Below are 19363 nucleotides of genomic sequence, written 5' to 3' on the forward strand. Positions count from 1 at the left end.
TGGGGGTCACAGAATGTAGAGGTGAGTGTCCAGACCAGTAGCATCCGCCTGTTGCCCGCGCGGCCGCTGCCGACGACTGCCCCGGTCGCCGACCTGCTGATCGCGCTGCTCGGCGTCAGCGCGATGGTGGCCGACATCTTCCTGATCGGCGGCATCGAGCGCTGGAATTTCGTCGATCCGTGGGTTGCCCTGGGCATCATTCTCGCGCCGGCCACCCTGGCCTTCCGGCTGAGCCGCCCGCTGATCCCCTGCGTCACGCTCACCGTCGCAATCACGCTGGCCTATCTCCCGACGAACACCCAGCCGGTGCTGCTGGTGTGCTTGGCCGTGGCGCTCTTCCCGGCGGCCCGCTCCCAGCAATCGCCCATCCGCTGGGCGGCGCCGGTGATCGTCTTCCTGCCGCTGGTGGTCACCACGACCATCTGGCCGAAGGTGATCGACCTCGTCTACTGCCGCCCGGACACACCGACCTGGCTCTTCCCGAACTACGCGAGGATCGCGGCCTCGGATTACACCGAGCACGACACGATCCAGCACTGGCCGGTGGCCTTGTCACTGGTACTGGCCGCCATCTGGCTGGCGGGCTACCTGCTGCGTTCGGTCGACCTCCGGTCCCAGCTGGCCCCGTTGCTCGACGACGTCGTACGGGTCGAAGATCGAGGCAGCCCGTGGCGGTTCGACGGACTGCTCGCCGTCAGCTTCGCCCTGCTGGAACTGTGGGACCACTCGCAGATCGAGGCCGACGACCGAGTGGGGATCAGCGGGGCGCTGACGGTCTTTCTCCTGCTCGCACCGCTGTCGCTGGTACTACGCCGGCGGCTGCCGGTCGTACCCTGCGCCGCACTCGGCGTGGCCGCGACGGCGGGGTACGCCACCGGCCAAACTCCCTGGGTGCTGATCGTCGCGCTCGCGGTGGCGTTGTACTCGACAGCGGCCTGGCGCAGGCCCGCCTACTCCGCGGCGGTGGCCGGCGGCGTACTGGCAGCGATGTATCTGGCGAGCAAGGGCCTCGGCAGCCATGAGCTGGTCGGGATCGTCTACTCAAACCAGCAAGAGGCGGCGGTGTGGCTGTTCCACCAGGACCTCGGTACCGGGCTCAGGCTGCTCGAGACCGCGTTCGATCGGGTCTGGCCGCTCTCGTACTCCGTTGCCCTGGTCGCGCCTTGGTGCCTCGGGCTGCTGGTGCGGACCGTACGCCGAAGCCAGCAGACCTCGGTCCGCGAGGAGCAACTGCTCAAGCGGAACCAGGAACACGAGCAGACCCAGGTACTGCTGGAGGAACGGGCCCAGATCGCCCGGGACCTGCACGACGTGGTCGCTCACCATGTCAATCTGATGGTCATCCAGGCCGAGGCTCACAAGACGGAGGAATCCGTCCAGGGCTTCCAGCGGATCGGCGACACCGGCCGGCGGGCGCTGACCGAACTCGACCGGATGCTGTGGGCGTTGCGTGGTGAGCCCGGCTCGCCGGTACAGGCACCGATGCCGGGGCTCGGCCAGCTGCCTGCGCTGGCCGAGAGCCTTACCGAGCAAGGCATCCCGGTCGAGCTCGAGGTCCGTGGGGACCCGGCCGCGCTTGCGGACAGCGTGCAGCTGACCGTCTACCGGCTGGCGCAGGAGGCGCTCACCAATGTCGCCAAACACTCGAGGGCGGAGAAGGCGCGACTGCTGGTCGACGTACGGGCGAGAGGTGTCTCGGTCGAGATCCGCGACGACGGATCCGGCTTCGACGTCGCCGCGGCCTCGACCGGCTACCGGCACGGGCTGGCCGGGATGAACGAGCGCGTCCGGATCCACCACGGCACGCTGGAGATCATGGCATCGCCTGGCGACGGTACGACGATCAAGGCCTGGCTCCCGCTAGTGCCTGGCGTTGCGGGACCAGACGAAGCAGTAGACACCGAAGCACGCGATGCCGACGGCCATCAGGGTGAGCAGCACTGAGCCGAAGGGCTGGTCCTTGATCGTGCGCAACGCGGCGTCGAGGCCGCCGGCCTTGTTCGGGTCGTAGTCGAGCGCCGCGTAGACGAACAGGCCACCGACGATGATGAAGGCGATCCCCTTGGCCGCGTACCCGATCCGGCCGAGCAGGATGGTCGAGTCCGAGACTCCGCCGGTCAGGTCCTCGAGGAACTTCTTCGTCACGGCCTTGTAGATCTGCCGGATGCCGACGCCGATGATCACCAGACCGACGATCACCACCAGCACCCGGCCGGCGCCGTTCTGCATCAGTTTCGCGGTCATCCCGCTCGACTGGCTGCGGCCCGACTGAGACGAACCCATCGCCACCTTGGCAGCGCTGATCGACAAGCCGAGATAGACGATCCCACGACCGACGGCCGACACCTTCTTCTCGGTGTCGAGGTGACCGTAGACGAGCTCCAGCACCTTCCAGATCACCAGCGCCAGCAGCCCGACGGCGACGATCCACAACAGCACCTCACCGAAGGGTTTACCGGCCAGCTCCTGCAGGGCGCCTTGCTGGTCGGCGCCCTCCGAGCTCTTTCCCCAGGCGAGTTGCAGGGAGATCCACGCGATCAACAGGTGGACCACGCCGTACGCGATCAGGCCGACGGTGATCGCGACGGCGTACAGGCGACTGTTCTGGGCTTGCTGGGCGGTTCTCATGAGAAAACTTGTACCCGCCCCGGAAACGCCTCGTTCAGACGGAGACCGGCGCGCTCGCCTCGCGCTCGGACAGCTCGACGTCGCCGTACTCGCCGGATCTCGCCGCCCGCCGGCCGAGCGTCCAGACGTAAACGAAGAAGCCGATCTCGGCCAGTACGCCGATGCCGACCCGGACCGCGGTCGGCAGGTGTGACGGGGTGACGAACGCTTCAATCAAACCAGTGATCAACAAGATGACCGCGAGGCCGATCGCCATCCCGACGGTGGCCCGGCCGGTCTGGGCCAGGGCGTGCATCCTGGTTCGCGGGCCGGGCGCGATCCACGACCAGCCGAGCCGCAACCCGGCCGCCGCCGCGACGAACACCGCGGTCAGCTCGAGCAGGCCGTGCGGTGTGATCAGGCCGAAGAACACGTCCGCCCGGTCGTGGCCGATCATCACCCCGGCGTTGATGCCGAGGTTCATCGCGTTGCTCCAGAGCACGAACATCGTGGGCACCAGCAGCACGCCGATGGCCAGTACTGCGGCCGATACCGTCGCGTTGTTGATCCAGACCCGCAGGGCGAAGTCCTGGGCCGGGTTCTCGGAGTAGTAGTTGGCGAAGTCCTTGTCGACGAGCTGCTGGATCTGTGCCGGGGTGGTGACCGAATCGAGCACCTCTGGGTGCGCGATGATCCGCCACGCCATCCAGGCCGCCACCAGGTAAAACAGCAGGCCGATGGTGAGCCACCAGCGCCGGGACGTGTAGAGGGCTGCGGGGAAGCTGACCAGGAAGTACCGGGAGATGTCACGCCAGACAGGTGCCTGTGCACCTGTCACTGCGCCTCTTGCGTCGCCGATGAGCCCGGAGAGCCGGCCGATCGTCACGGGGTCGGCTCCACTCGCCCGGAGCGCCGACAGATGGGTACCGACGCGCTGGTAGAGCGAGACCAGCTCATCGGCCTCTGCACCGGTCAACCGGCGCTGCCGCCGGGTCAGCGCCGCCAGCCGATCCCACTGCGGCTGATGCACGGATACGAACGCCTCGACGTCCATCAGCCCTCCCTTGGCTCCAGCTGGCTCTTGGCTAGGTCACACTAGCTGTCCGAGGTGTCTGGACAGGGAGGGGCGCGGGTGTCTCAGCTGGTCACGGGGGAAGCGGTCGTCCTCCAGGTGCGGATCGCGCGGATGCCGACCCGTGCCTTGGCGTGCGCGATCGACTTCGTCATCCAGATGATCGTGCTGGGCACGCTGCTCGGTTTCCTGCTCGGGTTCCTGATCGTGGAGGCCAGCCCGGCGCTGGGTGCGGCGCTGGCGATCATCACCGTGTTGCTGGTCCTGGTCGGGTACAAGGTCGTGATGGAGACGCTGACCCGGGGCAAGACGCTCGGCAAGATGATCCTCGGGCTCAAGGTGGTTCGCGACGACGGTAGCTCGATCCGGTTCCGGCATGCGCTGGTCCGCGGGCTGCTCTGGCTGTTCGTGGACTTCGCGCCCTGGTTCGCGGCCAGCCCGGGGATCGTGGCGAGCCTGATGAACAAGCAGGGCAAGCGGATCGGTGACATGGTCGCGGGCACGGTCGTGATCCGCGAACGGCACCAGCCGATGGCGTCGCCGCCGCTGTTCGTACCGGGGCATCTGGTCATCTGGGCGCAGTCGCTGGAGCTGTCGCGGCTGTCTGACGACCTGGCCAACACCTGTCGCGAGTACCTGGCCCGCTACATGGAGCTGGAGGTCTCTGCCCGGGTAGCCATCGGCGACGCGCTCGCCTACCGGGTCGGGCAGGTGACTGCTCCTGCTCCGCCGGTCCACATCATCGCGCCGGCGTTCCTGTCCGCAGTACTGGCCGAACGCCGCCGCCGAGAGCTGGCCCGCCTCGCCACGACCCGAGCCACCTACAGCACCAACCCGTACGCCGTGCCCGCTGGGCCGTTTGCTCCGCCCAGCCCGTATGGCGCGCAGCCGCCGGCATATGCCCCTCCACCGCCGCCGCACCGCCGACCGCAGGCGCCCGCGCCGGAGACCACCAAGGTCAACGCTGAGGGCTGGCATGCACCGGGCAGCGAACCCGACCAGTGGTCCTGAAAACTGTCTGATCCCCACGTCAGACTGGCTGGTGTGAACTTCCCCGACACCCTGCGGACCACCCGGCACAGCCGCCACCTGAGCCAGCTCGAGCTGGCCCTGCGCGCCGGCACCACCCAGCGCCACCTCAGCTTCATCGAGTCCGGCCGCTCCACCCCCGGCCGCACCATGGTCGTCCGCCTGGGCGAGTCGATGGAGCTGTCCCTCCGCGAGCGCAACGACCTCCTGCTGGCAGCCGGGTTCGCGCCCGTCTACCCGCAGACCGGCCTCGACGATCCCGCCCTGCACCACGTCCGGGAAGCACTCGGCCACATCCTCACCGGCCACCAGCCGTACCCCGCGATCGTCGTCGACGCCAACCACGACCTGGTCCTGGCGAACGACGCCTTCACCCTCTTCACCGACGGCATCGCCGAGAAGCTGCTCGAACCGCCCATCAACGTCCTGCGCCTGTCACTCCACCCCGACGGCGTCGCCCCGCGCATCGTCAACCTGTCGCAGTGGGCCCAGCACATCCTCGACCGGCTGCCACCCGGCGAGTTCCGCGACGAACTCGCCGCCTACGTCCCGTACGTCGAACCAGGCCCCGAACACGTCGGCTTCGCGGCCCCCATGCAATTGCGCTCCGCCAAAGGCGACCTGCACCTGACGACCACCATCACCACCTTCGCCACCGCCCTCGACGTCACCGTCGCCGAGCTCAAGCTGGAAGCATTCCTCCCCGCCGACGCCGCAACAGCAGCCCTGCTCAAGGGTTGGGGAACTGATAGTCCGCGATGATCCGCTGATCAGGGCCGACCACCACGACCTCCTGCCCACCGCCGACCACCTCACCGCCGGCGGCAGCGACCATCTCCCAGTCGAACCGCACCACATCCTTCAACCGGACGGCATACGCTCCCGGCCGGAACGAGTACTCACCCCCGGCAACGAATTCCTCGTACGTCCGCGCGACCCGCGCCTCGAGCTCGTCGTACCCCGTCGCCTCGAGCGTGCTAGCCACGAACCCCAACCCCGCCGCCGCCGTCCGGATCTCCTCCGACGGCTGCAGCACATGCGTGCCGGACTCCACCCACAGCATCTCGATCGCCTTGCGCCGCTCGCCGGCGTCGCTCAGACCCCACACTCCGACATAGCGGGCAACCAGGTCGCGGGTCGTACTGTCAGTCATCGTTCTCTCCTTGCGCAGAAGCGTTTTCTCAACACCCCTGATCCTGACGAAGGCCCGCCACACCCTCAATTCCCAGCAGGGAATGAGAGCACGACGGGCCTTCGTCAGTGATGACTCAGTAGCGGTAGGCGTCCGACTTGTACGGACCCTCGACCGGTACGCCGAGGTACTCGGCCTGCTCCTTGGACAGCTCGGTCAGCTTGACGCCGAGCGAGTCGAGGTGGAGGCGGGCGACCATCTCGTCGAGGTGCTTGGGCAGCACGTAGACGTCGGTCGGGTACTCCGAGGTCTTCGCGAACAGCTCGATCTGCGCCAGCACCTGGTTGGTGAACGAGTTCGACATCACGAACGACGGGTGCCCGGTCGCGTTGCCCAGGTTCAGCAGCCGGCCCTCGGACAGCACGATGATGGTGTGGCCGTCGGGGAACCTGAACTCGTCGACCTGCGGCTTGATGTTGACCCGCTCGATACCGGCCGTCTTGTACAGCCCGGCCATGTCGATCTCGTTGTCGAAGTGGCCGATGTTGCCGACGATCGCCTGGTGCTTCATCTGCGCCATGTGGTCGGCGGTGATGACGTCCTTGTTGCCGGTCGTGGTGACGAAGATGTCGGCGATCCCGACGACGTCCTCGATCGTGGTCACCTGGAAGCCGTCCATCGCCGCCTGCAGCGCGCAGATCGGGTCGATCTCGGTGACGATCACCCGGGCGCCCTGGCCACGCAGCGACTCCGCGCAGCCCTTGCCGACGTCGCCGTACCCGCAGACGACCGCGACCTTGCCGCCGATCAGCACGTCGGTGGCCCGGTTGATGCCGTCGATCAGCGAGTGCCGGCAGCCGTACTTGTTGTCGAACTTCGACTTGGTGACCGAGTCGTTGACGTTGATCGCCGGGAAGAGCAGCGTGCCGGCCTTGTGCATCTCGTACAGCCGGTGCACGCCGGTGGTGGTCTCCTCGGTGACACCCAGGATGCCGGCGCCGATCTTGGTCCAGCGCTGGTTGTCCTCGGCCAGCGACCGGGTCAGCACGGACAGCACGACGCCGTACTCCTCGGACTCGGCGGTCTTCGGGTCCGGAACGGCGCCGGCCTTCTCGAACTCGGTGCCCTTGTGGACGAGCATGGTGGCGTCGCCGCCGTCGTCCAGGATCATGTTCGGGCCGTCAGTACCCGGCCAGGTCAGCGCCTGCTCGGTGCACCACCAGTACTCTTCGAGCGTCTCGCCCTTCCAGGCGAAGACCGGTACGCCGGCCGGAGCGTCGGCGGTGCCGTTCGGGCCGACTACGACCGCGGCGGCCGCGTGGTCCTGGGTGGAGAAGATGTTGCAGGACACCCAGCGCACCTCGGCGCCGAGAGCCGTCAGCGTCTCGATCAGCACCGCGGTCTGGATGGTCATGTGCAGCGAGCCCATGATCTTCGCGCCGGCCAGCGGCTTGCTCTCGCCGTACTGCGCGCGCATCGCCATCAGACCCGGCATCTCGTGCTCGGCGAGCCGGATCTCCTTGCGCCCGAACTCGGCCAGGCCGAGGTCTGCCACCTTGTAGTCGAACGTCATACCGTTGCCGCTCCCCTGGGGATTCGTTGTGCTTCCTGCCGAGGTCGAGCCTAGGGGTCGAGACCATGGTCGGGGTCGGGTGGGTCGGCATTTCTGACACCGAAATGTCAGGATTGCTGTCATGCGCATCACGGAAGCAGCCAGAAGCCTCGGCACCACCCCCCGGATGCTCCGCTACCGGGAGGCCCTCGGGCTGCTGCCCAGCTCCCGGGCCGCGCGCAACAGCCAGCGCCAGTACGACGACCGCGATCTCGCCGCGGTCCGGCTCGCCCTCGAGCTCGAACGCCGGTACGACGTGACGCCGGCCGCGCTCGCCTTCGCCCTGCGCGCACTCGCCGAACCGTCGGTCGCCGCCGACCTGCGCAACCTCGGCTACCGCACCGGCCGGCTGAGCGCCCCGCCGAGCGCCGCCGAGATCGACCGCGAGCGCGCGCTGCGCTGGCTCGGCCGCAGCGGCATGCTGCCACCACCGCACAACCGGCCGCGTTGAATACAGAAACCATTCAGTCTTCAATAAAAGCCGACGAAAAAACGACACGATTTCACCATTCCGGGAATCTGTCATTTTCGTTGCAGGTTCCTGCAACGAATTGCGCCGTTATGATTTCGTGACCACCCCTGGGATTGCTTCGGATTGTGTAGGTCTCGTAGCTTTTCCGTCACAAGGGGGTTGCGGAGTGAACTTCTCCGTGCGTATTTTCGGGGTGTTCTGCGCTTTTCCGTAATTCCTTTCCGCCCTGTTTTTCCGAGGAGAGGGAAAGTCATGAACAAAGCACGCAAGGGTCTCGCCGTCGCATTGATGGCCGGGCTGGGATTCACCGGGATCGGCATCGCGGCGCCGGCCGCCAACGCCTGGCTGCACGTCGGCTCGGAGACCCGTCACCCGGCCGAGGGCGGCACCTGGGAGTACGGCTTCTGGAACGTCAAGATCCGTTCCTACTACACCGTGAACAAGTGCCACGGCTCGTCGGTCATTCTCAACGGCAGCCTGGTCCGCAGCATCAACACGGCCTCCGGTTACAAGTCGATCGCCGAGAAGGGTGCGATCAACAGCCCGGGCGCCGACGACTCGTACTACTACCGCACCTGCTGATTTCGCCCGCGTGACGCAACGCGCCCGGGCGGCCATCACCGGCCGGGCGCGCTGCACGTCCGGGCACGTCCGGGCAGGTCGCGGAGAGTCGCGCGACGTTGCTCTGCGTGCGAAGATGAGCCGCCGTATCCCGCCCCACCCGCTCTTATCCCGCCTGGAGATCCGCAGTGCACAGGAAAATCGCCGTCGCGGTGTCGGCGCTGCTGTTCGCCCTGCTGGCCGTGGCGGTCACGCTGGTCGCCACCATGCACGACCGGTCGTACCCCGAGCAGCTCTCGACGAAGGCGATCGTCAACCTCGACTTCAGCAGCGCCGGGATGGACGACGCCGCCGCGATCCACGAGCTCGGCGCGCTGAGCGACCGGCTGCGCCTCGGGCTGGTCAAGGTCGCGCCCGACCTCGGCGGCGACCAGACCGGCCAGGTCTACGTGAAGGTCGGCGCGGACGGCTCGTACCCCGAGCGGATCCGCCGCTTCGGGAACGACCAGGACGCGACCATCCGCAACCAGGACGCGCTCGCCCACTCCTACGCCAGCGGTGAGTACCTGGTCACCGGCTCGACCGCCAAGCAGGCAGAGTTCCGCGGCTGGCTCAGCGAGCACCGGGTGATCACCAAGTGGCACGACAACAACCTCGCCGAGACGCTCAGACTCGTCGTGAAACAAGGCAGTTTCGCCACCAGCCTGCTCGCCGCGACCGCGCTGATGGTGTCGCTGGTGCTGTACTGGCTGTCCGTGAAGGCCCGTGGCCGGGCGCTCCGCGCGCTCGCCGGGGTCTCCGGCTGGCGGATCCAGTACGAGGATCTGGCCGGGTTCCTGGTCGCGGTACTGATCGGGGCGCTCGGTGTCGACGTGCTGGCGGTGGCGTGGACCGGGTTCTCCCAGGGCTGGACGTTCGTGCCGAAGTACCTGTCGATCCTGGCGACCTTCGACGTGATCGTGCTGGTCGCGACGATGGTCTTCGCGGTGGTCATGTCGGCCGCGTCCTGGCCGGGTCCGGCGATGCTGGCCAGGCGGGAGCCGGCGGTCAAGTCACTGCGGAAGGTGTCGATGGTCCTCAAGGGGCTGACCTTCGTGCTGGTCCTCGCCGCGGTCGCGCCGGCTTTCACGGCGTACACGAATGCTCGTGGGTCGGCCGAACAGCAGTCCCACTGGAAGGCGCTGGCCGACCAGGTGACGATCTCGTTCCAGGGCGGGATGGGCGAAAAGGGCTTCGAGCAGATCCTGAAGCAGGTCGGCGACGTGGTGGACGACGCCGAGAAGAAAGACGCCGTCGCGCTGTCCTACACCTGGGACGACGAAGCGCTCGAGGGCGTCGACCTCGGGAAGTACGACACGCTGGCCGTCCTGAGTCCGGGCTGGCTGCGGCTGATGAACAAGGGCGGGACCGGTCAGACCCCGGGGCTGACGCCACTACCCGTCGACCAGGTTCCGGCCGGCACCAAGCAGTACCTCAGCAGCACCCTCGGGCTGTGGACCCGGGACAAGTCGGCCGGGGAGGCCGCCCTGCGCAAGGTGTCCTTCTACCACTTCAGCGAGCCAGGCAAGTTGCCGTTGGCCGATGGCGGCAGCGGTGAACTGATCTTCCCCAAGGACGCGATCGTGATGTTCGTGCCCAACCTGCACAGCACCTTCAACGACGACTTCCTCGCCTCGGCCGCCTCCACCCGGAACCTGGTGTTCACCGGGCTCGGGCCGACGCAGGCGCTGATCGCCCAGCACGGGCTGCAGTACAAGACCACAGTCCGGTACGCCGCTGAGGAAGGCGTGCTGCTGGCCCAGTTCACGGCGTGGTTCGCCTGGCTGCAGGCCGTCTCGCTGATCGCGCTGATCATCGCCCTGGTGGTGTCGTCGCTGATCGCCGCCTTCATCACCGCCGTACTCCGGGCCAAGCGCGACTTCCCGTTGCGCCTGGCCGGCCAGCAGTGGCGCGAGATCCTGGCCGACCGGGTGATCGTCGAGTGGTGCGTAGGGATCGGGCTGGCCGCGATGATCATTCTGCTCCGCCGGGGCGACGGCGCCTTGCTGATCGCGGCAGCCGCCCTGGTCGGCCTGCTCGCGGCGCCGGTGACGCACCTGCTGGCCACCCGCTGGACCTTCGAGAACGTCAGCCGACGCAGACTGTAGACGGGAAGAACCATGACCATAGAAGCCCAAGCCGTCTCGGTCGTGATCGACGGTCGCGAGATCGTCCGCCAGGCATCGCTCACCTGCGAACCAGGGACGATGACCGCGCTCGTCGGACCAAGCGGTTGCGGTAAGACGACGCTGCTGCACTGCCTCGGACTGCTCCAGCAACCCACCTCAGGCAAGGTCCTGGTCGACGGCGTCGACACCTCGGACTGGAAGGCGGGCCGGCGCCGGCGCTTCTGGAAGGACTCCGGCGCCTTCGTCCTGCAGGACTACGGCGTGATGGAGGAAGAGTCGGTCGCCTTCAACGTGGTGATGAAGGCCAGCATCTTCGGTTCCCGGGTGCTGGGCGACCAGAACGCGCTGACCGAGGCGCTGGAACTGACCGGACTGCAAGGCCGCAACAACGAACTCGCCGCCCATCTCAGCGGCGGCGAGAAGCAACGCTTGTCGATCGCCCGGGCCATCTACAAGAACGCGAAAGCAGTCTTCGTGGACGAGCCCACGGCGTCCCTGGACGAGGCCAACCGCACCCGCGTCATCGACCTCTTCCGCAACCTGGCCACCCGCGGCTGCACGGTCATCGTGGCCACCCACGACGACGAGATGATGGCAGCCTGCGACACGCGCCACTCGCTGACACGCCCCGCAGAGCTGATCACCAACTAGTGGGAGGGCGCCTCGGGTACTGCGGGGCGCTCGTCGGGGGTGTAGCTGTCGGAGTAGATGTCCGGTTCGAGGTAGACGTGCTGGGACATCGGCTCGGCTTCGCGGATGGCGCGTTCGGCGGCGTCGATGGTGGCGGCGATGGCAGCCGCGTCGGCGCCTGGCTCGACCGCGACCTTGGCGGCGACCAGGACCTCCTCCGGACCCAGGTGCAGGGTGCGGATGTGGATCAGCCGGTTGACGCCGGGGGTGTTCTCGATCGCGGAGATGATCTTCTGCTGGGCGTCGCGGGTGGCGGACTCACCCAGCAGCAGGGACTTCATCTCGATCGCCAGGAAGATGGCCACGCAGACCAGCAGGGCGCCGATCGCCATCGAGCCGAGGCCGTCGAAGATTCCGTTGCCGGTGGCAAGGGTCAGGACGACGCCGATCAGGGCCAGCACCAGACCGGTCAGCGCGGCGAAGTCCTCGAGCAGGATGACCGGGAGCTCGGGGGCCCGCGCGTTGCGGACGAAGCGCACCCACGGCGTCGTACCGCGGAGCTTGTTCGCCTCGATGATCGCGGTCCGGAAGGACAGCGACTCCATCACGATCGCGGCCAGCAGAACCGCGACCGGCACCCACTTCCAGTTCTCGATCGGGTGCGGGTCGTGCGCCTTGTGATAGCCCTCGTACAGCGCGAACAGCCCGCCGACGCTGAACAGCACGATCGCGACGATGAAGGAGTACACGTACCGCTCGCGGCCGAAGCCGAACTGGTGCAGCTCGTCGGCCTCGCGCTTGGCCCGCTTGGCGCCGACCAGCAGCAGCACCTGGTTCCCGGCGTCGGCCAGTGAGTGGATCGCCTCGGCGAGCATCGAGGCGGACTGGGTCAGCCCCCAGGCAGCGAATTTCGTGACCGCGATACCGGTGTTCGCCAGCAGTGCCGCGACGACGGCTTTGTTACCGCCACCAGCCATTTCCGTTGTCCTCCGGAGCCATCTAAAGGGGGTCAGCGAGCGGACACGACGAACGCCGTGCCGGAACCACGCAGAGTACAGGGTCCTTCGGTTCCGCGGACGAACGCGGACTGTCCGGCGGACAACCGCACGGTTTCTTCGGTGCCGTCGGCATCGACCGAGACCGTTCCGTCAACACACGCGACGATCCGCGGCCCGCTGCCCGGCGTCTTGGTCGGCCCCACGGACAGGTCGAACCGCCGGACGGCGAAATACTCACAGCCCGTCTCGTACTCCGTGACGCCCGGTGCAATCTCGACCCCGTGCAGCACCGGAGAAGCCAGTGGCTCGAAGTCGACCACGGAGACCAGCTCCGGTACGTCGACATGCTTGCGGGTCAGCCCACCGCGCAACACGTTGTCCGAGTTCGCCATCACCTCGAACCCGGTCCCGTGCAGATAGGCGTGCACATTGCCGGCCGGCAGGTAGACCGCCTCGAACCGTTCCAGCCGCACCCGGTTCAGCAACAATGCGGCCAGTACGCCGGGATCGTCGGGGAACTCTTCACACAACCGGCTCAGCGTCTCGGTCTCGAGGGCGAACTCCGAGCCCTGATAAGCCCGGCAGGCCTCACCGAGCGAAAAGACCAGCGGACGGATCGCATCCCGGTCGGTGCTCATGAAGGCGGTGAACGCCTCTTGCAGTTTCCCGTCGAGCAACAAAGCCCGCAGCTCGTCCAGCACACCCAGCGCCTCGAGCAAGGCGACGGAATCGGCCAGCGGCCGGAATCCCACCAAGGCGTCGAACTCACCCAAGGCGATCAGGATCTCCGGCTTCGGCCAGGCGTCCTTGTAATTGCGATCGCCCGCGTCGCGCGGAATTCCCGCCGCCTCGTCGCGCGCATAACCGTCGATTGCCTGCGCCCGGGACGGATGAGCCTGGATCGACAACGGCTGCTCCGCCGCCAGGATCTTCGCCAGGAACGGGAACCGGCCATCGAATTCAGCAGCCGTCTCCTCGCCCAACACACCGCTGGGGTCCGCCGAGACCAGGTCGAACAACGAGTCGCCTGAGGGCAGTACGGACGGCGCCGACTCGTGCGCGCCCATCCACAGCTCGGCCTGCGGCTTGCCGTCCGGTTCCACCCCGATCAGCTCGGGGATCGCGGTCCGCGATCCCCAGGCGTAGTCGCGGATCGTGTTCTGGAGCCGAACTACCACGCCGGGTCCTCCGCGGGGTTGCCCGCCGTTCCCGGAGCCTGGTCCGGCCGAGGCGTGCCGTAGCGGCCGAGTCCGATCCCCAGGTACGCCGCTGCATACCGGCCGTGCTGCGTCAGCGCGGCGTACCGGGCGACATCGGTCCCGTTTGCCTGCCGCACGACGTGCACGCGTACGTCGTGACGCTCAGCCTTGTCCTCCAGCTGGCGACGGTGCTCGGCGACGCCCGCGTCCTCCACCCCGTCGTCCAGGATGACCAGACCCGGCCGCAACTCCTCCGGCTGGTCGAAGGGGTCAGCGAAGACGTCTCGCGGCGGCTGGTTCGCCAGTACTGGCAGCAGATGCCCACAGTCGGCAGCAAGCGCAGGGCGACCACTAGCGAGCCGCACGGCCTCCACCACCCGACGTGCAGCGCGCGCAGCGAGCACTGAGCCGCCCCAGACCAGGGGAAGCGCGTCGGCGAGCATGAGCGCCAGGTCCTTCGCAGGGTTGGACGCTACGTCGTTGTTGGGCGAGCACTCGATCGCTACCTCATCGAGCATCTCCGCGACGGCCTTGCCGTCCACAGCCGGCCCGAGGTCCATCTGGTGCAACCCCTGCAGCACTGCGACAGCCGCAGCCAGCTGGTCATCCGACTGCGACGGCAGCCGTACTGCGTGCCGCGAGCCGGCCGAGGCCTGGGCCACCGGCGAGTCCGGCGGAGCAGCGACGAGGAGACCAGCACCCCGTCGTACAGCCTCAGACGCGGCGGCCACGGCACCGGGGTCATCGTCGGAACCACCCAGCACGACTACTAGGTCGAGCGGGCTCGTCCAGCCCGGCAGACCGGGACCAGGCCAGGCCACGAACGGCACCGGGCAGACGGGCTCCAGCACCGCACGGACCAGGCGGGCATCCCGGCCGGCGGCGACGATCGCGCGCGGGCGGAAGCCGTCGGTGGAGAGCTGCGACAGTGCCTCCTCGGAGGCTTCGAGCTCGGCCCGCACCCGGGCACCAGCCCCGGCCAGCCGGCGCAGCAGGTGGTCGGAAGCCTCGAGGGCGGCGGGGTCGTCCAGTCGCGAATCGTCGAAGACGCTCATCAGTTCTGGGGAGCCTCGGCATCCTTGGTCTCGCGGGCCTCGTCGATCAGCAGCACCGGGATGTCGTCGCGGACCGGGTAGGCCAGCGCGCAGGTCGGGTTGGTGCAGACCAGTTCGCTCGCCTCGTCGTCCACGCGGAACTCCGACCGGCACTTCGGGCAGACCAGGATGCTCAGCAGGTCTGGGTCCAGGTTCACAGGCATCTAGTTCTTCTCCTCCACCGGTGCACCGGTGATCAGGGCCAGTACTTCGTCGCGGACACGCTCCATGGTGGCGGCGTCCCCGGCCTCGACGTTCAGCCGCAGCAGCGGCTCGGTGTTCGACGTGCGGACGTTGAACCACCAATCTCCGGCGTCGATCGTCAAACCGTCCAGGTGACCAACGGTAATGCCCTCACGGTCGCCATAGGTGTCCTCGATCGCCGCAACCGTGGCGGCGGCGTCATCGACCCGGCTGTTGATCTCACCGGAGGCGACGTACCGCTCGTAGATCGAGAACAACTCCGAGGCGGGCTTGTCCTGCTCACCGAGCGCCGCGAGCACGTGCAAGGCGGCCAGCATGCCGGTGTCGGCGCGCCAGAAGTCGCGGAAGTAGTAGTGCGCGGAGTGCTCGCCACCGAAGACCGCGTCGGTCTCGGCCATCTTCTGCTTGATGTTGGAGTGCCCGACCCGCGTCTTGACCGGCACCCCGCCGTGCTCGACGACCAGCTCCGGGACCGCCTTGGAGGTGATCAGGTTGTGCAGGATGGTCGCGCCGGGGTGCTTGGCCAGCTCACGGACGGCGACGGCGCCGGTGATCGCGCTCGGCGAGACCGGGTCGCCCTTCTCGTCCACCACGAAGCAGCGGTCGGCGTCACCGTCGAAGGCGAGTCCCAGGTCGGCGCCGGTCTCGCGCACCTTGGCCTGCAGGTCGACCAGGTTCTTCGGGTCCAGCGGATTGGCCTCGTGGTTGGGGAAGTTGCCGTCCAACTCGAAGTACAGGGGCAGGATCTCGACCGGGCCGGTGGCAAAGACGGCCGGCACGGTGTGGCCGCCCATCCCGTTGCCGGCGTCGACGACGACCTTCAGCGGGCGGATGCCGCTCAGGTCGACCAGGTCGTTCAGGTGGTCCGCGTACGCCGTCAGCAGGTCCTTCTGCTTGACGTGCCCGGGGACCGCGACCGGGGAGAGCCCGTCGATCAGCGTCTTGGCGACCAGGTCCGCGATGTCCCGCAGGCCCGACTCCGCGCCGACCGGCGAAGCACCCGCGCGGCACATCTTGATCCCGTTGTACTTCGCCGGGTTGTGGCTGGCCGTGAACATCGCACCGGGCAGTTGCAGGCGGCCGGAGGCGAAGTACAGCTGGTCGGTCGAGGCCAGCCCGATGTCGATCACGTCGGCCCCGGTGCTGGTCACCCCCTCCGCGAAGGCAGCGGCCAGCCCCGGGCTCGACGGACGCATGTCGTAGCCGATCACCACGGCTCCAGCACCGGCGAGCACATCCAGAACCTCGACAAACGCCGCCCCGGTCGCCCGGGCCACCGCCTCGTCCAGCTCATCCGGAACCACACCCCGCACGTCGTACGCCTTGAAGATCGCAGCCACATCAGCCATGCGTGGACCTTATCGGTCCAGCCCAGCCGACCGGAGCACCGCCCGAGCCACCACGCCTACAGGTCGTCCGCCAGCCGGACGGTCCGTCCGAGCGCGGGATTGTGGATCGCCTCGATCCGGCGACCCCCCTCCCGCCCGTACCGGCCCGCCAGCCGCTCCGCCTCGGCCTGCGACTCGGCTTGGACGATGAGGTCCAGGTAGCACCGCCGGCCGACCGGATTGATCCAGCCGCCGAACTGCACGAGATCCCCGTCGAACACCGACTTGTGAGTTTCGATGAAGTCGACGACCGACGCTCTCAACCCGGCGAGCGGGACGATTCGGGTCAGTGCCGGGTAGCGCGGTAGGAGCCAGGCGTCGCGGGCTGGGGTCAGGCGGCCGGCGGTGATGTCGGCGGTGACTCCGCCGTTCTGCTGGATGGCACCGACCAGGAGGTCGGCGAAGGTGTCCTCCATCCGACCTCCTCGGTGTGTTTCAGGCTGTTTCGAACCAGCCGGGGGTGGGGCGGTGGTGGACGTCGGGGAGCTTGCGGTCGACGGCCGGTGCGGCCCACTGGACGGCGTTGGCGAGGATGCGCTGGATCTCGGGCTGGTGGTAGGTGGGGTACTCCTGGTCGCCGGGGCGGAAGTAGAACACCCGGCCCTGGCCGCGGCGGTAGCAGCAGCCGGAGCGGAACACCTCGCCGCCGGAGAAGGAGCTGACGAAGACCAGCTCATCCGGCTGGGGAATGTCGAACAGCTCGCCGTACATCTCCTCCTGAGGGATCACCAGCGGATGCGGTACGCCGGCCGCGATCGGGTGCCCGGCGGCGACGGTCCAGAGCAGCTCCCGGTCGTCGTCAGAACGCCAGTCGAGCGAGCACGTAGTACCCATCAGGCGTTTGAAGATCTTCGAGAAGTGCGCCGAGTGCAGCGCGATCAGGCCCATGCCCGAGAGCACCGCCTCCTGCACCCGATCGACCACGGCGTCGTCCACGTCGCCGTGCGCGCGGTGCCCCCACCAGGTGAGCACATCGGTGTCGGCCAGTACTTCGTCGGTCAGGCCGTGCTCGGGCTGCTGCAGCCACGCAGTACGGACCTTGACCTCCTCGCCCAGCGACGAACGCAGCCCGGCGGCGATCGTCTCGTGCATCGTGTCGGGGTAGATCTTCTGGACAGCGGCGTCGTCCTGCTCGTGGACGTTCTCGCCCCAGACGGTGACCTTAAGCATCGAGTACTACCTCTCGTCCGGCCTGCGCCGAGGCGTAGGCGGCGTCGATGATCCGGGTGCGCGCGAGCGCCTCCGAACCGTTGTGGGCCGACCAGTCGCCGCTGAGCACGATGGCGACGAACTCGCTGACCACCGCGCGGTGGCCGAGCCCGGCGCCGGTGGCCGGACGGACCTCGGCGGGGATGCCGCCGACGTCGGTGAAGATCTTCAGCGTGTCGGTGTTGGTGTAGTTCTGGACGTCGATCTTGGCGCCGCCCTCGGTGCCGAACAGCTCGATCCCGAAGTTGTCGCCGGGCGCCCGGTACGTCGCCCAGCTGGTCTCCAGCTGCAACGCCCCGCCACCCTCCAGCCGCAGGTACGCCGTGGCCAGGTCCTCCACCTCGAACTTGGCGCCGAGCGTGTCGACGGTCGGCCGGATCACGCTGCTCACGCTGCCGCGACCGCGCGGGCCGAGCTCCGCGAAGGTGTTCGCGCTGACCGTGGTCACCTTCGGCTCGTTCATCAGGTGCAGGGCCATGTCGAGGATGTGTACGCCGAGGTCGATCAGCGGACCACCACCGGACAGCTCGCGGTTGGTGAACCAGCCACCCATCCCGGGGATGCCGTTGCGGCGCATCCAGTGCGCCTTGGCGTAGTAGATCCGGCCGAGCAGACCCTCGTCGATCTGGTGCTTCAGGGTCGCGACGTCACCGCGCTCGCGGTGGTTGAACACCACCTTGAGCACCCGGCCGGCCTTCTTCGAGGCCTCGACCATCGCGGTGCCCTCGGCCACCGTACGGGCCAGTGGCTTCTCGCAGAGCACGTGCAGCCCGCGTTCCAGGGCCGCCAGCGCGATCGGGGCGTGCAGTTGCGTCGGCGTACCGATGCTGACGGCGTCCAGGCCGTCGACGGCGATCAGGTCCTCCCACTTCTCGAAGAGGTTGGGCACCGAGTGCTCGGCGCCCAGGCTCTTCAGGATGTCCGTCTCGAGCCCCGCGAGCGCCACCACTTCGACGTCGGGCAGCTCCGAGAACGCTTCCAGTGCGGTCCGCCCGGCAAAGCCGAGGCCGACCACTCCGACCCGTAGTTTTTGATCGTTCACAAGTCAGGAGTCTTGTCAGTACCTGACAACGTGGTCAACCTCATCCCACGCTGTGGAACGGGGTGAGGTTCAGGCCTGCTCTGTGGTGTCGGCGGCCGTCGAGCCCGGATCCTGCAGCATCCGCAGATGGCCGCGGCGGGCTATCTCGACCGGCGCGCCCGGGACGGACTCACGACTCGGCGACGGCAACGGCCGGGCGGCATCGCGTACTGCGTTCGCCAGCGCTTCGAGGTCGTCGTCGGAGGGACCGGAGGCGGCCGGATCCGGAGCGAGCCGGATCACTTCCCAGCCGTTCGGCGCGGTCAGCCGGTCGGCGTGGTCGGCGCAGAGGTCGTAACAGTGCGGTTCGGCGTACGTCGCGAGCGGGCCCAGCACACAGGTCGAGTCGGCGTAGACATAAGTGAGCGTCGACACCGCCGGCCGATGGCACGCGGCGCGCGAACAGATCCTGGCGATGCTCACGTCCAGACGCTACCCCCACTAGGCTGATCGCGTGACCGAGGCTCGCCGTCATCGACGGCACATCGACCGCCATGGCCGCGGCATGCTCGGACCGATCAGCCGGCCGAGCAGCTTCGCCCCGCGCGGACTCCCCCTGCAGCGGTCCGCCGCGGCCCAGTTCGACGAGGTCGTCGCGATCGAGGTGACCCGGCTGGAGAAGCGGCTGCCGCAGGTCGTCGCGCGGGTCGAGTTCGCGATCGAGGACGTGCCGAACCTCGACCTGCACGCGGGCGAGATCCCGCTGACGCACTCGACCGGCGGCACGTCGCACGAGCCCTACCGGATCGTCGTCTTCCGCCGCCCGATCGAGCTGCGCGCCGAACGGTCCGGCACCAGCCTGGCCTGGCTGGTCCGGTCGGCGCTGGTGCTCGAGCTCGCCGACGTACTGGCGTTGTCGCCGGAGCAGATCGACCCCGAGTTCGACACCGACGACGACTGAAGATCT

Annotated in this window: 21 protein-coding genes; 8 read left to right on the top strand and 13 right to left on the bottom strand. The window is 68.0% G+C overall.

Features of this window, described 5'->3' with window-relative positions; all coding sequences use genetic code 11:
* Positions 1 to 21: 21 nt before the first annotated feature.
* Positions 22 to 1944, top strand: coding sequence for a sensor histidine kinase (locus ACIA12_RS17845; protein WP_396368083.1), 1923 nt, complete (start codon positions 22 to 24; stop codon positions 1942 to 1944).
* On the opposite strand, the gene ACIA12_RS17850 is transcribed toward ACIA12_RS17845, so the two are convergent.
* Both ACIA12_RS17850 and ACIA12_RS17855 read right to left on the bottom strand, forming a co-directional pair.
* On the bottom strand, positions 1861 to 2628 hold the full coding sequence (locus ACIA12_RS17850; protein ID WP_396368084.1) for a DUF1206 domain-containing protein: 768 nt from the start codon (positions 2626 to 2628) through the stop codon (positions 1861 to 1863). The genes ACIA12_RS17845 and ACIA12_RS17850 overlap by 84 nt on opposite strands.
* 34 nt (positions 2629 to 2662) lie before the next feature.
* Positions 2663 to 3661, bottom strand: coding sequence for a stage II sporulation protein M (locus ACIA12_RS17855; RefSeq protein ID WP_396368085.1), 999 nt, complete (start codon positions 3659 to 3661; stop codon positions 2663 to 2665).
* 78 nt (positions 3662 to 3739) lie between these two features.
* On the opposite strand from ACIA12_RS17855, the gene ACIA12_RS17860 reads away from it, so the two are divergent.
* Together ACIA12_RS17860 and ACIA12_RS17865 are read left to right on the top strand one after the other, a co-directional pair.
* Positions 3740 to 4690, top strand: a complete 951-nt coding sequence (locus tag ACIA12_RS17860; RefSeq protein ID WP_396368086.1) for an RDD family protein — start codon at positions 3740 to 3742, stop codon at positions 4688 to 4690.
* Between the two features lie 33 nt (positions 4691 to 4723).
* Entirely contained in the window at positions 4724 to 5470 is a 747-nt protein-coding gene (locus ACIA12_RS17865) for a helix-turn-helix domain-containing protein (RefSeq protein ID WP_396368087.1), read from the top strand.
* On the opposite strand, the gene ACIA12_RS17870 is transcribed toward ACIA12_RS17865, so the two are convergent.
* Positions 5439 to 5861: a hypothetical protein gene (locus tag ACIA12_RS17870; protein WP_396368088.1), complete on the bottom strand. Its 423-nt coding sequence runs from the start codon at positions 5859 to 5861 to the stop codon at positions 5439 to 5441. The genes ACIA12_RS17865 and ACIA12_RS17870 overlap by 32 nt on opposite strands.
* Positions 5862 to 5976: 115 nt before the next feature.
* Entirely contained in the window at positions 5977 to 7413 is a 1437-nt protein-coding gene (ahcY, locus tag ACIA12_RS17875; protein ID WP_396368089.1) for an adenosylhomocysteinase, read from the bottom strand.
* 121 nt (positions 7414 to 7534) lie between these two features.
* Between ahcY and ACIA12_RS17880 the strand changes: the two genes are divergently transcribed.
* The 4 genes from ACIA12_RS17880 to ACIA12_RS17895 all read left to right on the top strand — a co-directional run bounded on the left by ACIA12_RS17880 (position 7535) and on the right by ACIA12_RS17895 (position 11304).
* On the top strand, positions 7535 to 7903 hold the full coding sequence (locus tag ACIA12_RS17880; protein ID WP_396368090.1) for a MerR family transcriptional regulator: 369 nt from the start codon (positions 7535 to 7537) through the stop codon (positions 7901 to 7903).
* A gap of 273 nt (positions 7904 to 8176) precedes the next feature.
* Positions 8177 to 8506, top strand: coding sequence for a lactococcin 972 family bacteriocin (locus ACIA12_RS17885; protein ID WP_343983591.1), 330 nt, complete (start codon positions 8177 to 8179; stop codon positions 8504 to 8506).
* Positions 8507 to 8673: 167 nt separating this feature from the next.
* Positions 8674 to 10632, top strand: coding sequence for a hypothetical protein (locus ACIA12_RS17890; RefSeq protein WP_396368091.1), 1959 nt, complete (start codon positions 8674 to 8676; stop codon positions 10630 to 10632).
* A 12-nt stretch (positions 10633 to 10644) separates the two neighbouring features.
* Positions 10645 to 11304: an ABC transporter ATP-binding protein gene (locus ACIA12_RS17895; RefSeq protein WP_396368092.1), complete on the top strand. Its 660-nt coding sequence runs from the start codon at positions 10645 to 10647 to the stop codon at positions 11302 to 11304.
* Here the strand turns inward: ACIA12_RS17895 and ACIA12_RS17900 are convergent.
* The 9 genes from ACIA12_RS17900 to ACIA12_RS17940 all read right to left on the bottom strand — a co-directional run bounded on the left by ACIA12_RS17900 (position 11301) and on the right by ACIA12_RS17940 (position 18879).
* Positions 11301 to 12260, bottom strand: coding sequence for a cation diffusion facilitator family transporter (locus ACIA12_RS17900; protein WP_396368093.1), 960 nt, complete (start codon positions 12258 to 12260; stop codon positions 11301 to 11303). The genes ACIA12_RS17895 and ACIA12_RS17900 overlap by 4 nt on opposite strands.
* Before the next feature lie 32 nt (positions 12261 to 12292).
* Positions 12293 to 13459 carry a mannose-6-phosphate isomerase, class I gene (manA, locus tag ACIA12_RS17905; protein WP_396368094.1) on the bottom strand — a complete coding sequence of 389 codons (1167 nt, stop codon included), beginning with the start codon at positions 13457 to 13459 and terminating at the stop codon, positions 12293 to 12295.
* Positions 13453 to 14535 (bottom strand): SIS domain-containing protein, encoded by a 1083-nt coding sequence (locus ACIA12_RS17910; RefSeq protein ID WP_396368095.1) that lies wholly within the window; start codon positions 14533 to 14535, stop codon positions 13453 to 13455. Before ACIA12_RS17910 ends, manA begins: the two co-directional genes overlap by 7 nt.
* The gene (locus tag ACIA12_RS17915; RefSeq protein ID WP_396368299.1) at positions 14535 to 14732 is read right to left on the bottom strand and encodes a Trm112 family protein; all 198 of its coding nucleotides are present in this window, start codon (positions 14730 to 14732) and stop codon (positions 14535 to 14537) included. The genes ACIA12_RS17910 and ACIA12_RS17915 overlap by 1 nt, the downstream gene beginning before the upstream one ends.
* 6 nt (positions 14733 to 14738) lie before the next feature.
* Positions 14739 to 16127, bottom strand: a complete 1389-nt coding sequence (locus ACIA12_RS17920) for a phosphomannomutase/phosphoglucomutase (protein ID WP_396368096.1) — start codon at positions 16125 to 16127, stop codon at positions 14739 to 14741.
* Positions 16128 to 16183: 56 nt separating this feature from the next.
* Entirely contained in the window at positions 16184 to 16582 is a 399-nt protein-coding gene (locus tag ACIA12_RS17925; RefSeq protein ID WP_396368097.1) for a hypothetical protein, read from the bottom strand.
* A 19-nt stretch (positions 16583 to 16601) separates the two neighbouring features.
* Positions 16602 to 17336 carry a ThuA domain-containing protein gene (locus tag ACIA12_RS17930; RefSeq protein ID WP_396368098.1) on the bottom strand — a complete coding sequence of 245 codons (735 nt, stop codon included), beginning with the start codon at positions 17334 to 17336 and terminating at the stop codon, positions 16602 to 16604.
* A complete protein-coding gene (locus tag ACIA12_RS17935) occupies positions 17329 to 18417 on the bottom strand; it encodes a Gfo/Idh/MocA family protein (RefSeq protein WP_396368099.1) in 1089 nt (362 codons plus the stop codon). The genes ACIA12_RS17930 and ACIA12_RS17935 overlap by 8 nt, the downstream gene beginning before the upstream one ends.
* A gap of 69 nt (positions 18418 to 18486) precedes the next feature.
* Positions 18487 to 18879: a DUF3499 domain-containing protein gene (locus tag ACIA12_RS17940; protein WP_396368100.1), complete on the bottom strand. Its 393-nt coding sequence runs from the start codon at positions 18877 to 18879 to the stop codon at positions 18487 to 18489.
* Between the two features lie 31 nt (positions 18880 to 18910).
* Between ACIA12_RS17940 and ACIA12_RS17945 the strand changes: the two genes are divergently transcribed.
* On the top strand, positions 18911 to 19357 hold the full coding sequence (locus ACIA12_RS17945) for a metallopeptidase family protein (protein WP_396368101.1): 447 nt from the start codon (positions 18911 to 18913) through the stop codon (positions 19355 to 19357).
* The last annotated feature ends 6 nt before the right edge of the window (positions 19358 to 19363 follow it).

It is taken from the genome of Kribbella sp. NPDC051620, from assembly GCF_044453825.1.
Lineage (GTDB): Bacteria > Actinomycetota > Actinomycetes > Propionibacteriales > Kribbellaceae > Kribbella.

Bases quoted from the DNA above. Each gene is read 5' to 3' on its own strand.
- ACIA12_RS17870 (WP_396368088.1), bottom strand. From the start codon at position 5,861: ATGACTGACAGTACGACCCGCGACCTGGTTGCCCGCTATGTCGGAGTG.
- ACIA12_RS17925 (WP_396368097.1), bottom strand. From the start codon at position 16,582: ATGGAGGACACCTTCGCCGACCTCCTGGTCGGTGCCATCCAGCAGAAC.
- ACIA12_RS17855 (WP_396368085.1), bottom strand. From the start codon at position 3,661: ATGGACGTCGAGGCGTTCGTATCCGTGCATCAGCCGCAGTGGGATCGG.
- ACIA12_RS17850 (WP_396368084.1), bottom strand. From the start codon at position 2,628: ATGAGAACCGCCCAGCAAGCCCAGAACAGTCGCCTGTACGCCGTCGCG.
- ACIA12_RS17880 (WP_396368090.1), top strand. From the start codon at position 7,535: ATGCGCATCACGGAAGCAGCCAGAAGCCTCGGCACCACCCCCCGGATG.
- ACIA12_RS17900 (WP_396368093.1), bottom strand. From the start codon at position 12,260: ATGGCTGGTGGCGGTAACAAAGCCGTCGTCGCGGCACTGCTGGCGAAC.
- ACIA12_RS17910 (WP_396368095.1), bottom strand. From the start codon at position 14,535: ATGAGCGTCTTCGACGATTCGCGACTGGACGACCCCGCCGCCCTCGAG.
- ACIA12_RS17895 (WP_396368092.1), top strand. From the start codon at position 10,645: ATGACCATAGAAGCCCAAGCCGTCTCGGTCGTGATCGACGGTCGCGAG.
- ACIA12_RS17885 (WP_343983591.1), top strand. From the start codon at position 8,177: ATGAACAAAGCACGCAAGGGTCTCGCCGTCGCATTGATGGCCGGGCTG.
- ACIA12_RS17930 (WP_396368098.1), bottom strand. From the start codon at position 17,336: ATGCTTAAGGTCACCGTCTGGGGCGAGAACGTCCACGAGCAGGACGAC.
- ahcY (WP_396368089.1), bottom strand. From the start codon at position 7,413: ATGACGTTCGACTACAAGGTGGCAGACCTCGGCCTGGCCGAGTTCGGG.
- ACIA12_RS17920 (WP_396368096.1), bottom strand. From the start codon at position 16,127: ATGGCTGATGTGGCTGCGATCTTCAAGGCGTACGACGTGCGGGGTGTG.